Annotated in this window: 7 protein-coding genes; 4 read left to right on the top strand and 3 right to left on the bottom strand. The window is 69.1% G+C overall.

Going from position 1 to position 13,923, the window contains the following annotated elements:
• Positions 1 to 13: 13 nt before the first annotated feature.
• Together AC07NX_RS11430 and AC07NX_RS11425 are read right to left on the bottom strand one after the other, a co-directional pair.
• Positions 14 to 4,474 carry an RHS repeat-associated core domain-containing protein gene (locus AC07NX_RS11430; RefSeq protein WP_494641887.1) on the bottom strand — a complete coding sequence of 1,487 codons (4,461 nt, stop codon included), beginning with the start codon at positions 4,472 to 4,474 and terminating at the stop codon, positions 14 to 16.
• Complete coding sequence (locus tag AC07NX_RS11425; protein WP_494641886.1) at positions 4,471 to 4,890, bottom strand: DUF1795 domain-containing protein; 420 nt, start codon at positions 4,888 to 4,890, stop codon at positions 4,471 to 4,473. The genes AC07NX_RS11430 and AC07NX_RS11425 overlap by 4 nt, the downstream gene beginning before the upstream one ends.
• Positions 4,891 to 5,304: 414 nt before the next feature.
• Between AC07NX_RS11425 and AC07NX_RS11420 the strand changes: the two genes are divergently transcribed.
• Positions 5,305 to 8,115 carry an MGH1-like glycoside hydrolase domain-containing protein gene (locus AC07NX_RS11420; protein WP_494641884.1) on the top strand — a complete coding sequence of 937 codons (2,811 nt, stop codon included), beginning with the start codon at positions 5,305 to 5,307 and terminating at the stop codon, positions 8,113 to 8,115.
• 39 nt (positions 8,116 to 8,154) lie between these two features.
• Here the strand turns inward: AC07NX_RS11420 and AC07NX_RS11415 are convergent, their stop codons facing one another.
• Positions 8,155 to 10,269 carry a TonB-dependent siderophore receptor gene (locus AC07NX_RS11415; protein ID WP_494641883.1) on the bottom strand — a complete coding sequence of 705 codons (2,115 nt, stop codon included), beginning with the start codon at positions 10,267 to 10,269 and terminating at the stop codon, positions 8,155 to 8,157.
• 132 nt (positions 10,270 to 10,401) lie between these two features.
• On the opposite strand from AC07NX_RS11415, the gene AC07NX_RS11410 reads away from it, so the two are divergent.
• From AC07NX_RS11410 to AC07NX_RS11400, 3 genes are read left to right on the top strand one after another with little or no spacing between them, the layout of a single operon-like run.
• A complete protein-coding gene (locus AC07NX_RS11410) occupies positions 10,402 to 11,136 on the top strand; it encodes an ABC transporter ATP-binding protein (RefSeq protein ID WP_494641882.1) in 735 nt (244 codons plus the stop codon).
• On the top strand, positions 11,133 to 12,566 hold the full coding sequence (locus tag AC07NX_RS11405; protein ID WP_494641881.1) for an ABC transporter permease: 1,434 nt from the start codon (positions 11,133 to 11,135) through the stop codon (positions 12,564 to 12,566). The genes AC07NX_RS11410 and AC07NX_RS11405 overlap by 4 nt, the downstream gene beginning before the upstream one ends.
• Positions 12,563 to 13,921 carry a DUF3526 domain-containing protein gene (locus AC07NX_RS11400; RefSeq protein ID WP_494641880.1) on the top strand — a complete coding sequence of 453 codons (1,359 nt, stop codon included), beginning with the start codon at positions 12,563 to 12,565 and terminating at the stop codon, positions 13,919 to 13,921. The genes AC07NX_RS11405 and AC07NX_RS11400 overlap by 4 nt, the downstream gene beginning before the upstream one ends.
• Positions 13,922 to 13,923: the final 2 nt, after the last annotated feature.

Raw genomic sequence — 13,923 nt, 5'->3', positions numbered from 1 at the left:
CGTTTCCTTTCGATCACGGCCAGCCGAACACGTCCTGGCCAATCTGCTGCAACTCGGTCTTCATAGCCTTTGTTGCGTCAGCCTTGGGGAGATTTTGCGCCGCAATGCGGGAATCGGCCGCCTCCAACCGGGAGGCCACCGTGCGTGCGTTGGCGACGCTGTGCCCCCGGTTGGGTGCCCACATGAGAGCGTCAGGGTCATTGACCCCGTCGATGCCATATTTCGACAAGACGCCACGGCTGCGGGCGAGCGCCGATTGCATCGCTGGATTTTCGGCGAATTCGCCCTTGTAGACGATGTGGTGCGCGTGCGGGCGAGGCATACCTTCGGGGTGCGATGTCCCGGTCTTTTTGGCGAACCACTGGCCCCAATTGCATTCCGCCAGGCCGAGCGGATCCATCCACCGCACCGGATCATGCACGTAAGCATGGGTTCTCAGACCCCCGCTCACCCCAATCGGGTCCGGCGACAGATACTGCCCTGTTTCCGGATCGTAATAGCGGTTGAGGTTGTAGTGCAGACCGCTCTCGGCGTCCTCCCACTGGCCCGGAAAACGCAGCGCGCAGCCGGGCTCTTCCGCCTCGTCTCCGGCTTCGCCCTGCCGCTCGCGCAGCAGGGCGCGCGCGGTGCGCGTGCGGCCCCATAGCTCGGGCTCGGCGCGCCAGCGGCATGTGCCTTCCGCGCTGAACAGCGCGTGCGGCGCGCCGATCTGGTCGGCGACGATCGGCAGAAGTTCCGCCTCGCCGCGCGCGGGTGCGCCGTCGGTCCCGACGCGGACCAGTTCCTTGGCGAGCGGACGCACGCCGTCCGGCTCGAAGTGCCAGCGTTCGATGCGGAGCGGGTTGGAGCCGGGAGCGCCCTCGCCGCCGTCTCCGCCTCGGCGCCAAGCCTCGGCGATGGCCTGGCCCTGCCACACATAGTCCACCCGCCGATTGGGCTCGCCGAGCAGCGCCTTGCCCACCCGCCGCCCGAAGGCGTCGTAGGTGTAGCGCCAGCGCGCGCCGTCGGGTGTCTCCAATCCCACCAGCCGGTCGAACCCGTCCCAGCGATAGCGCCAGCGCCGCGGGCGGAAACCGTCCTGGGTGAGCACGCGCTCGGTCATGCGCCCGCGCGCGTCGTAGCGGAACCGGTTGGGCCCCGCCTCGACCACGCAGTCGCGCCAGTAGCGATGTTCGCCCGCCAGGCCTTCGGCGAGGTTCATCAGCGCGTCGTAGCGATAGGTCTCGCGGCCGCCGGCGCGCTCCACCGCCACGGCCTGGTCGCGCAGGTCGTAGTGATAGCGCGTCACGCCTTGCGCGCCGGCCGCCGCGCCGGTCTCGGCGGCGCCCGCCAGGCGGCCGAGGCGATCCCATTCATAACGCCGGGTCAGGGCCTCGGGCTCTTTCCGCCCGGCCGCGAAGACGGTGACGCCGCCCGCCCGCTGCTCCGCGAGCCGCCCGGCCGGATCGTAGCGCTGGCGAAGCTGGAACGCGGTCGGCGTGCCGATCGCCGCCAGCTCCCGCAGCGTCTCGAGCCCGCTCGCATCGTGGGCGAAGCGCAGGGCATGGCCGTTGCTCTCGTAGCGCGTGAGCAGCCCGGCCTCGTCGAACGCCAGCGCCGTCTCGCCGCTGGGGCTGGAGCGGCCCACGCACCGGCCCGCCTCGTCATAGCGATAGGCGACGGCGATCCCGTTCTGCTCCTCGCGGACAAGCCGGCCCTTGTCGTCGTACTCGAGCGAGACGTCGGCGATCCGCCGCGGCGCGCCGTCGGCCAGCACCCAGGTGCTCGCGCCGACCAGCCTGTCCTGATCGTCGTAGCGATAGGAGATCGCGTCCTCGCCCGCGATCACCCGCACGATGCGGTCGCGCGGGTCCCATTCGAATTGCTGTTCGGCTCCGTCCGGCATCCGCTTGGTCTGGACGCGCCCCAGGACGTCGCGGTGGTAGAGCGTCTCTCGGCCCGCCCAGTCGATCTGGGCCGAGAGCCGCCCGGCCGGGTCGTAGCGGAATCGCCATTGCTGCCCGACCGCGTCGGTGATCGCCGCCAGGCGGCCGGCGCCGTCATAGGCGAACTGCGTCGTGGCGCCGAGCGGGTCGATGACCTGGCGCAGGGTGTCGAACGCGCCATGGACAAAGCGGGTCGTCTGCCCGTCGCCACGGATGCGGGCCTTGATCAGTCCTTCGCCGTCATAGGCGAAGCGAATCTCCCCGACGTCGGGCGTGTGCGAATGACTGACCGAGCCGCGCGGGTTCTCGGGCGAGCGCTGGTACGCCCAACTGCTGGTCCGTCCCGCGGGGTCGGTGAGCGCCAGCAGGCGCCCCAGCCGGTCCCACCCGTAGCGCGAGACCCGGTCGCCGGGATCATGACGGGCGAGGGGGCGACCGGCCGCGTCATTGTCCCACTGCGTCGCGCCAAATCCGGCGACCTGCTCGCGGACCAACGCGCCGCGCTCGTCATACGCCGCGGAGCCCGAGGCGCCGTCCGCTTCCTGCCACGCGACGATGTTGCCGCGGGCATCGCGGGTCCAGCGGGTGACGCCGTCCGGCCCCTCGAACTCGACGAGGGCGCCCCAGGCGTCATAGGCCCAACGGGTGTTGCGTCCGGCCCAATCGGTCTGGCCGATCAGGCGCCCGTCGCCGTCGTAGGTGAAACGCGTCTCACGGCCGCCGGGGTCGATCCGGCGCTGCAGCCGCTCGAGCGAGTCCCATTCGCTGATCGTGCGCGCGCCGAGCGGATCCTCCTCTTCGACGACGAGGCCGTTGGCGTCGTAGCGGAAGCTGGAGACCGCCCCGGTGGCGTCGACATAGCGCGAGCGCCGCTCCTCCGGGAAGTAGAGGAAGCGGTCGTTGAACATCCCCTCGCCGGTGTGGGTGCCGGTGACCCGGCCCGCCGAATCGTAGGCGATTTCCACCTCGGTCAGGCCGCTGTCGCGCCACCCGTTCAGCCACCCTTCGGACGTGTACCGATAGTGGAATTCGCCGGTGAACGCGCCCAGGACATGCAGCAAGCGCCCGTCCGCATCATAGTCGTAGCGGACGAGCGGCTCGGACTCGCCTTCCATCCACAGCGTGCTCAGCCAGCCCTGCGGCGTGGTCTGCACGCGGAACATCGTACCGTCCGCATGCTGGATCTTCGTCAGGCGCCCCTTGGCGTCGCGGTGGAACACGATGCGGTTGCCGTTGCGATCCTCGATCCCCACCATTTCAAGGATCGCCGCGTCGCCGACGGGCGCGAAGAGCAGGAACTGCCGGGTGCGGCTGTCGAACAGGCGAAGCTGATCGCGCGTGCCGGTCAGCCGGTAATAGGGCGCCTTGAGGTGGCGGGCGTCGATCTGGGTTCCGCTTCCGATCGCGAACAACAGGCGCTGGCCGCCGGCATCCTCGAGCAACGCCGTGCCCGCCTTCCGGTCGAGCAGCACCCGCTGCGACCAGTTGCAGATCCAGCGCGGGCCGAGCATGCCCTCCACCTGCATCCGCCCAGGATAGGTCCGCTCCAACTGCAAGGGCAGGATGCCCGGATAGTGGAAGTCGGTCCGCTGATCGGCGTAGTCGCCGGTGACGATATCGACCGGCTCGCCGAACAGTCGTCGCAAACTACCGTCGAGCAATCCGCCCTGGCGCACGGCCGACCGCATGCCCGCGACCTCGGCCACCGAGAGCAGCAGCTGCTCGGCGATCGAGAACTCGGCGTCGGGGACGCCGTAGCTGCCGGTCGTATCGTCGCCGAGCACGGTGCTGCAGCCTTGTTGGACCACGGCATTGCACGACAGCTTGTGGCCGATGCGCGCCATCGGCAGGCCGTTGATGAAGATGGTCTTGCTGCCCTCGATGATCAGCGAGGGGACCGACGGATGCTTGATGCAGGCGGCGATGTCGGTGACGCGCGCGGCGGGCTTGCCTTCGAAGAACACATTGAGGGAGCCGCTGCCGATCGGGCCGGACAGGGTGGCCATCTTGGCGCCCGCCCCCGCGATCGCGGCGGTGACGAACCCGCCCGCCGCGCCGGCGCCGAAGGCGACCGCCGCCCCCACGAGCGGCGCCGCCATGCCCGCTGTGCCGATGATCGCGGCGGCGCTAACCGCGACGAGGGCTCCGACGACGATACCGGCGGCTATGCCGGCGAGCAGGCCGGCAAAGGCGTTGCTATGCGCGATCTGGTGCGTGAGGTGCGCGGCCTGCTTCCCGGGACCCGCGAGGCGCTTGGCGCCAAATTGCTGCGCGACCCAGAACGCCGCTTCGTCGGCATGGACCTGCTCCGCGATCGCGGCTCCCGCCATTGCTCCCGCGATCGGCGCGGCGATCCGGCCAGCAAAGCATTTCAGCGCGGCCAATCCGCCCGAGCTGTATGCCGAAGCGGCCCCCGCGGCGACAATGCCGCCGGAGACGACGTGTCCCGTCGTCGCGATCGCCGAAACCGTTCCCGCGTTGCTCGTGGCCGCGGTGCGGTCGCCAAGCTCGCGCAGCTTGTCATTGGCTATGGGGGTCGCGTCGGTCACGGAGCGAAGGTGAAGGACGTGATCGCTGAGATCAGCGCATTTCGAGTTTCCTCATCGCGCCCGCCTGGGATCGACCCGGTGAAGGTCAGCACGGCATTGGCCTCGTGCAGCACGATCGCCATCACCTGATGGATGGGCTTGCCGTCACTGCGCCAGCTCAGCTCCATGAGCTGCGCCTCGCGACCGTCGACCTGACCGGCCGTGTCGGCGAAAATCTCGCATCCGGCCAACTGCGCCATGAAATTCTGGCGCATCTGAGCGACATAGTCGTGGAAGGTCAGGCCAAGCGGTAGGCGATCCCTCGCGATGACCAGGTTTGCGCCATGTACCTTGGCGTCCATGGGCAAAAGCACGTTAACGCTTTGATCCCGCCACTCGGAGGCCAGTGTTAGTGATCCCTCGGCGATCCGATACACTTTTTGCGTCCCATTGGTGCGTTATGGGGGCTCTATACCCTGGGACGTCAAGATGGCCTACCCCGTTCGGGAGCGCAATGACCGGCTGGAGAGATCTCGTCGCTGATAAGGGATATCCGTGCTTGGCGGTATGAAGAGTTCGAAGGGCTAACCTGGCCAGATCATCTGAAATCGTTAGCGGAGCCCCCTGTTCTCGACAGTATTTATGCGCCGGGTTCGCCCCGCGGGGGGCATGTTCCAGGAACGGTTTGAGTGTCCGGAGCGGGCGCCGCCTCGCGACCGGCGGCGCGATTGACCTGCACCTCAGGGCGGGCCGGCCAATCCCATAGCTGTTGACCCCTTCACGGCTCGACGGTCAGGCTATCGAGGCTCCGCATAATTTTGTAAGGCGTCGATTGTCGTGAAAGGATCCGCATGCCCACCCGGCGGAACACTCTGGCGCTTCTGGGCGCGGCCGCGGGCGCGACGGGTGTGAACGCCGACGCCGAGGGCCGGTCGGTGAATTCAGCCGTGATGTGGCCGCGGCCCGCGCACCGTGACATACCAACGCCAGACTGGGGCCCCTATAGCGACCATTGGAACGGGATTTCCCACATCACGGATCGTGAGCGTGGACTGCGGATGGATTTCGCGCTCACGCCCGCCGTCCTGCGGCGGGAAAGTCTGATCCCGTTCGCGCATGGCGGCCTGGGCATGCAGCCGGTGCGCGCGGACCCCGACTTGAGCTACTACGCCTGGCTCTATCGGCTCGAAGCGGGCGTCGAGGTTCGCCTCGAATGGCTGCGCCTGTCCGAGGCGGGAGGGGTGCTCAGGGCTCGTGTTCGCAACCTTTCCGACGTCGCCTGCCCTGTCGTCCTGAACTGGACCGCGCGGCTTTGCCCGCCCCCATGCCCGGCCCGCCTCGAGCGCCCGCGATCGTCGGACATTGGTCACCGGGCGGTCCCGCGCACGCCCTTGCGGCCGGCGCGCGTGTCCCTGCCCAGCGATGCGGTCTGGGTCAACGCGCTCTTCTACGACCATTTCCAATGGGCCAAGCCTGGTCCGGACGAGAGCCTCCCCTACGACGGCCGCCGCCACGGCGAGGTGGTGGAGCATGGCTTCGTCGACGGTTACGGCATTGGCCAGGGTTTTGGACGCGCGAAAGGCGACCAGGTCCGCTGGCGGGTGAAGCTGGCCAAGCCCCTCGCCAACGCGGTCCTGCGCCTTCGATATCGCTGCGCGTTCCCGTCCGCCAGAGTCGTGGCCAGCGGGCTTTTCTCCGGCGTCGTCACGCTGGCCGGCGGCGATGATCCGCAAGCCTTCATGGAACTTGACCTCGCCGTGGGAAGGCTCGCGGCGGGCGAGCATGATTGGTCGCTGACCGCCATGGGCGACGCCGCCGTCGAGTTGAACGGCTTTGTTCTGTTCGAGCGGGACGCCGCCGACGCCGTTCGCTTCGCCCCTCACGATTGGGCCCTGCGCCCGCAACGCCGCGACGCCGCACGATCGACGGTCCTGGCCTTCGCCGAGGAAACCGACAGCACCTACGCCCTGAGCTGGACAGACGATATCCTGCCCGTTCGCACGGTGGCCAACGATGATCTGCGCCTGCTGGAGACGGCCCTGAAGTCTCCGGCGAGGTTCACCATGGGTCGGGTGCCCGACGCGCAGACCCCCGAACACGTCACCGTGCTCACCCACCGGGTGTTCGACCTGGAGCCAGGGCAAACCGCTTGGCGAGACCTGCGCGTGGCGGTGGGAAAAGGGGGCGCGACCGGCGAGCTTCCCGTGGCCGACGCCGACGCGCTTGATCGGCAATTCGCGGCGGCTCGCCAGAAGTTCGGTGATAGCGATCGAGCCGCCGGCGACTGGCGCGCCGAAAGCGCCGAACGCCTGTTGGCGACAGCCGCCACCAACATGCTGTTTCCGATCTGGACCGGCGGCGCCTGGGTGCGCAACTACAGTCCAGGTCGCGAATGGCCGTCGGTCTATACCTGGGACTCCGGTTTCACGGGGCTGGGCCTGGCCAAAAGAACGCCGCGCCTGTCGACCGCGCTTCTGGACACGTATCTGAGCCCGGTCCAGGACAGGCAGGCCGCCTTCCTGCACCACGGTTCGCCGCTCCCGACCCAATTCTATCAGTTCGAGGCGCTTTGGAACCTGAACGGTGACCAGGCTTTCGCGCGGGAGCGCTATCCCAGGCTCAAGCGGTACCTGGAGTTCTTGCTGGGGCGGGCGCCAGGCTCGACGTGCCGGACCTTGGGCAGCGGTTTGGTCAGAACCTACGACTATTTCTACAACGCCGCCGGCATGGATGACTATCCGGCGCAGATGGCCATGCACGCCGGCGGCCTGGCCGCGCGCGTCGCGCCGGCCATCAGCACCGCCCATGCCATTCGCTGCGCCAAGCTTCTGCGCCGCATCGCCGGGACGCTTGATCTCCATCGCGACGTGGAAGCCTGGAACCGGGACATAGAGGCGCTCGGCCACGCCTTGCAAACCCATGCCTGGGACGCCCAGAGCGGCTACTACGCCTATGTCCTGCACGATGCGACGGGCGCGCCGACCGGCTGGCTGAGGAGCGCGGCCGGCGAAAACTTCAACATGGGGCTCGATGGCGTCGCGCCCCTCGTGGCCGATATCGCCGACGCCTCGCAGCGACGCGCGATGATCGACAACCTGATGTCCCCGGAGCGAATGTGGACACCCAGCGGCGTCACCGCGGTCGATCAGCGGGCGAGTTATTTCGATCGCGCCGGCTACTGGTCGGGCTCGGTATGGATGGCCCACCAGTGGCTGATGTGGAAGGCGATGCTCGACTATGGGCAAGGCGCGCTGGCCTGGCGCATCGCTCGGACGGCGCTCGACGTCTACAGCCGCGAGATCGCTCGAAGCGGCTTGGCCTACGAACAGTTCGACGCCTTCACCGGACGGGGAGGGGGCTGGTCGCCCTTCGGGGCCCTCTCCTCGCCCATACGCAACTGGTATGAGGCCTACTACCAGCCCCGAACCTTGAGCGGCGGTTTCAATACCCACGTCCGCCAGCAGCATTGGTCGGCGCAAGGTCTCCTGGCGCGGCTGAACGTCGAGGGCGAACACGCCGCATCCGTGCTCGTCGTGGCCGACCGCCCGCCGCGCAAGGCGTCCTGGCGAGGCGCGGCGGTCGATATCACCCTCCGCGACGGGCGCGCCGCCGAGATCGTTCTGACGCCTGGGGACGGAGTCCTGGAGTTGATCGGCGACTGACCGGAAGGCTGCCGGGCCGCGCCTCCCGGGTGTCAAGGATCAGCGGCGCGGGGCGCGGTGTGGAGCGATCGTCCATTTCGCCCGGATCGTGATCGTCCTGGGCGCGCCCGGCGTGATCCAGACGTTGCTGTAGGAACTTTCCAGGTAATAGGCGTCCAGCAGGTTTTCGGCGTCGACGTGCAGCGACAGTCTCTGGGTCGCCTGGTAGCTCAGGTTCAGCCGGCCGGTGACGTAGCCCGGCAGCTTGAAGCCGGAATTGACGTCGTCTCCCGGACGCCGGCCCACATAGACCAGGCCGCCGCCGACCCCGACGGCGCCGGGGCCTGGCCGGGCCGATCGCCAGCGCGCATAGACCGCTCCTGAGTGGCGGGGGATGTTGCTCAGCGCGCTTCCCACGAAGCCGGCCCGGGTGTCGCGGGTGATCTGCGTGTCGGTGAAGGCGTAGACCCCGGTCAGGCTCAGCTGGTCGCTGAGCTGGAGGTTGGCGTCGAACTCCACGCCCTGGCTGCGGGCCGCGCCCACGGCGACGAAGAAGCCGCTGTTGGCCGCGTCATTGACCAGGATGTTCTTCTTGTTGATCCGGAACGCCGACAGGGTTCCGGTCAGGCGACCGTCGCCGAGGGCGTACTTGACGCCGCCCTCGAGGGCCTCGCCTTGCTCTGGCGCGAACGCCAGCCCGGCCGCGTCGGCGCCCTGGTTGTAGCGGAACGACTGGCCCCAGCTGACATAGGCCGACAGTTGGTCGGATGCCGCCCAGGTCAGGGCGGCGCGGGGCGAGATCCGCCCTGGGCTCTGCTTGGTGGCGGTGTTGTTGCGGTAGTTGGTTGTGGTCTGCTGGATCCAGTCGTGGCGCAGGCCCAGGAGGGCCGTGAAGCGACCGACGACCACCAGGTCCTGCGCGTAGAGGCTCTGGCCACGCAGTTCCTCCAGCAGGTCCTGGTTCAGCGCGGCGATCGGCTTGGGCTGGCCATGGACCGGGTTGAAGACGTCGATGGCGTAGGGCGCGGCGGTCGTGGGGCTGGAGCGCAGGAAGATCCGCCGTTGGTCGTAGGTGAAGGCGTCGCCGCCGAGGCGAAGCTGATGATCAACGCCGGCCCACTGGCGTTTGACGCTCAGTTCGACGCGGCCCGACAGGTCCTGCCAGTCATAGTCGTGGACCCGCAATTGGCGACGCAGCTGGGTTCCGACCAGGGTCGCGTTATGGGTCGACTGGCCCTTGAAGAACCCTTCGCGATACTGGACGCCGCCCTCCAGCGAGACGTCCTCGGCCAGGTCGAAGACGCCGGTGACCTGGTGCTGCAAGCTCCGCTGATGGATCTTGCCGTCATTGGGCTCGCCCAAAAAGCGCTCGCGCGGCAGGGCCTTGCCGTCGCCGCCCACGGCCACCAGGCCCCGATCGTGGACGAAATGCACGTCCATGACCTCGAACTGATAGAGCAGATGGGCCTCGTGGGTGGGGTCCCAGGCCAGGGAGGGGGCCAGCACCAGGCGGTCGCTGCCGACATGGTCGCGAAAGCCGTCCGTCGTCTGGTAGGCGCCGACGAGACGCGCCGAGACCGTTCCACTCACCGGTCCGCCCGCGTCGCCCACGGCCCGCCAGGTGTCGAAGCTGCCATAGCCCAGCTCGGCCGAGGCGTGGGCGTGGCCCAGCGGGGCCTTGGTGACGATGTTGATCGAGCCCCCAGGCTCGCCCTTGCCCGACAGGGCTGAGGCGGGGCCCTTGAGCACCTGGAAGGTCTCGACGGTGGCGGTGTCGCGGCGCGGATTGAAGCCGCGGTTGGCGGTGAAGCGGTTCACCAGGAGATCGGGTCCCTGGTTGATGTCGCCCGAAAAGCCCCGGATGGCGTAGGCGTCCCAGGCGCCCCCGAAACTGTTCTGGCGAGCCATGCCGCCGGCCAGGTCGAACAGATCCGACAGGTTGGCCGCGCCCGTCTGGTCGATGAGCTCGCGGTCCAGGACGCGTACGCTTTGCGGCAGGCGCAGGGGATCGACGTTCAACCCGTTGATGCTGGCGTTGGCGCGGCGCGCGGTGACCGTGACGTCCTCCACCACCGTGTCGGCGGCGTCCGGATCGACCTCCGCGCTCGCGCCCGTCGACACCCCGAACGCCGTGCATCCCGCCAGCAGCGCGATCCGAAATTCCGCCAAGCCCATGCCGTTCCCCGAAGTCCGATAGCGGTCAATCCAGGATTGACATGCGATGTATGTGTTACGTTATAACGTATTAGTTCGGGGCGGCGCGGCTTTGCAAGCGCCTTCGCGTCGATGAAGAGTGGGAGCAGCGTCTTGACCATCACCGCCGCCAAGGCGCTCGAGGCCGTGGGCCTCGAGCAGCGCTATGGAAGCCAGCCGGTTCTCCGGGGCCTGGATTTCTCGGTCGGGGCGGGGGAGATCTACGCCTTGCTCGGCGGCAACGGCGCGGGCAAGTCGACGACCCTGAACCTGTTCCTGGGCTTGGCCAGCCCCGCGGCCGGCGCCGCGCGGGTCTGCGGGGTCGAGGTCGGCGCGGACCCGACGGCGGCCCGCTCGCGCATCGCCTATGTGCCCGAGAACGTCGCCCTCTATGAACACCTGACCGCGCGGGAAAACATCGACTACCTGCTGACCCTGGCGCGGGCCGACACGGATCGGGCGGTGATCGAGGAGGCGCTCGACGCCGTCGGCCTGATGCGGGAGGCCTGGGACCGCCGGCTCGCCGGCTTCTCCAAGGGCATGCGCCAGAAGGTGGCCATCGCCCTGGCCATCGCCCGCCGCGTGCCGGTGCTGTTGCTGGACGAGCCGACCTCGGGCCTGGATCCGCGCGCCACGGCCGATTTCAACCGTCTGCTGCAAACCGCGCGCGCTCGGGGCGTGGCGACCCTGATGGTGACCCATGACCTGCTGGGCGCGAGCGAGGTCGCCGACCGGATCGGCTTCCTGGCCGATGGCCGTATCGAGGTCGAGCTCACCGCCGAGGGCGAGGAGCGCTTCGACGTCCGCGCCCTCCACCAGCGCTACGTCCAGGTCGGAGCGGCGGCGTGAAGGGGCGGTTCGATCTGATCGGCCGGGTGGCGCGCGAGGAGTGGCGCGCCTTGGCCCGCAACCGGGTGTCCGTCGTGGCCGGCGTGATCCTGGCGGCGCTCCTGGTCAGCGCCGCCGTGCTCGGCGTCGAGCAGCGCAACGCCATCGTGGCGGCGCGAGAACGGCATCAGGCCAGTTCCGACCAGCAGTTCGACGCCCAGCCGGACCGACACCCGCATCGCATGGTCCATTACGGCCAGTTCGTCTTTCGGCCGCTGTCGGCCCTGGGGTTCTTCGACCGAGGGGTCGACAGCTTCACGGGCCATACCGTGTTCCTGGAAGGCCATCGGCAGAACAGCGCCAATTTCAGCGAGGCGCGACAGTCGTCCCTTCTGCTGCGATTTGGGGAGCTGACGCCGGCCTTCGTGCTGCAGACCCTGGCGCCGCTGCTGGTGATCTTCCTGGCCTATGGCGCGGTGGCCGGCGAACGCGAGCGCGGAACGCTGCGCCTGATGGCCGCCCAGGGCCTGGCCCCGGGCCACATGCTGATGGGCAAGCTCGCGGCCCACGGCGGCCTCGTGGCGCTGATCCTGGCTCCGGCGGCGGCCGCTCTATCGGTCGCGGCCCTGGCGGGCTGGGCGCAGCCCGGACCGGCCCTGCTCCTGGTTTTGATCTACGGCCTCTACCTGGCGATCTGGGCGGTGGCGGCGGTGCTGGTCTCGGCCGTGGCGCGTCGGTCGCGCGACGCCCTGATCGTGCTGGTTTCGGCCTGGATGGTGCTGGTGGTGCTGGTCCCGCGCACCCTGCCGGAGGTCGCCGCCCGCCTGCCGGCGCCGACCCGGATCGAGACCGATATCGCCATTCACCGGGACCTCGCCAAGATCGGCGACAGCCACGATCCGAACGATCCCTACTTTTCGGCCTTCAAGGCCAGGACCCTGGCCAGGTACGGCGTCCGGAGGGTGGAGGACCTGCCCGTGCAGTGGAGCGGCCTCGTCGGCATGGAGGGCGAGCGCCTGACCAGCCAGCTTTTCGACCGCTACGCGCGGGAGGCCTTCGCTCGGGAGCAGGCCCAGAATGGCGTCGTGCGCAGCTTTGGCGCGGTCAGCCCGGTGATCGCCTTGCGCCAGGCCTCGATGAGCCTGGCGGGGACCGACGTCGAGAGCCACCAGGACTTCCTCGACCAGGTCGAGCGCTATCGCTACGCCTTCGTCCAGGCCCTGAACCGCATGCAGGTCGAACAGATCCCCAACCGCGATGCGGGTGAGGACCCGCGCATCTCCGCCGACAACTGGAAGCGCGTGCCCAGCTTTTCCTATGTCGCCCCCGATGTGCTGCGCCTCGCGCGCCTTCGCATCGTGGCCAATCTCGCCATCCTGTCTGTTTGGCTGATCGCGCTGCTGGCCCTCGTCGCGCCCGTCGCCCGCCGCCTTCGCGAGGACGTCCGATGATCCGCCTGCGATACGAACTGCGCCTGCTGTTCCGCTCCAAGGTCAGCGCCGCGGCCTTGGTCCTTCTGCTGGTGCTGTCGCTGGTGGCGGTGATGTCCGGGCTGGCGGCCAGCGCCCGGCAGAACGCGGTCATCGATCGGGTGGCGGCGGCGCAGCAGCGCGATCTCGCCGCCGTCGCCAGGCAGTATGGCAAGCCCGACGGCGAGGCCGGCTACGCCGCCTACTACACGTTCCACCTGACCTCGGACCGTCCGTCGAAGCTGGCCTTCGCCGCGATGGGCCAGCGCGACATCCAGCCCTATGTGCTGCGCGTGCGCGCCCTGGGCCTCCAGGCCCAGCTCCATGAGACCGAGGCCGTCAACGCCGAGCTGGCCCTGCCGGGGCCGTTCGATTTCGCCTTCGTGCTGATCTACCTGGCGCCGTTGGCGGTGATCGTGCTGATGCACGACCTGGTCTCCGGCGAGCGGGAGGCCGGGCGCCTTCGCCTGCTGAGCGCCCTGCCGACCCCGCCCGGCGTGCTGTGGCTGCAGCGCGCGGCCTTGAGGCTGGGACTGGTGCTGTCGGCGTTGCTGGCGCCGCTGCTGGTCGGCGCGTTCGTGGCCCGGGCGCCCGTCGCCGGCGTGGCGACGCTGAGCCTGGTCGCCGCGCTCTATGTCGCCTTCTGGACGGGGCTTGGCCTGTGGGTCGGCGCCTGGGGGCGTCGCTCGGCCTTCAACGCCGCGGCGCTTGTCGGGAGCTGGATCGTGCTGGTGCTGCTGATCCCGGCCCTGGGCAACGCGGTGTTGTCGCGCGCCGTACCGGTCGGGCGCGGGGTGGACCTGACCCTGGCCCAGCGCGAAGCGGTCCATCACGCCTGGGATGTCCCGCGCGAGGCGGTCATGGAGCCCTTCGTGGCCAAGCATCCGGAGTGGAAGGGCACGCCGCCGGTCGGCGGGCGCTTCCACTGGAAATGGTATTACGCCATGCACGAGATGGGCGACGACAGCGTGGCCGGGCAGGTCGCCGCCTACCGCGCCAGCCTCGCGGCCCGCCAGGCCTGGACCGAGCGCCTGGGCTGGCTGTCGCCCGCCGCCGCCGCCCAGAGCCTGGTCCACCGCGTCGCCGACAGCGACCTGCCGGCCCACCTGGCCTACCAGGACAGCATCGCCGCGTTCCATCATCGCCTGCAGGCCTTCTACTATCCCTACATCTTCAACGAGCGGCCGTTCCAGCGCGCGGACTTCGACCGGTTGCCCGCCTATGCGCCGCGCGCCCCGTCCGGATCGACGCCCGTGGTTCCCCTGCTGGGGCTGCTCGCCCTGACGGCCGCCATCTGCGCCGGAGCGGTCAGTCGTTCGCGTCGCACCACGGGGTGACG

It is taken from the genome of Caulobacter sp. GW821-FHT09A05 (assembly GCF_059418465.1).
The sequence above is the reverse complement of the archived record's forward strand: the minus strand, read 5'-3'. Positions and strand labels throughout refer to the sequence as shown.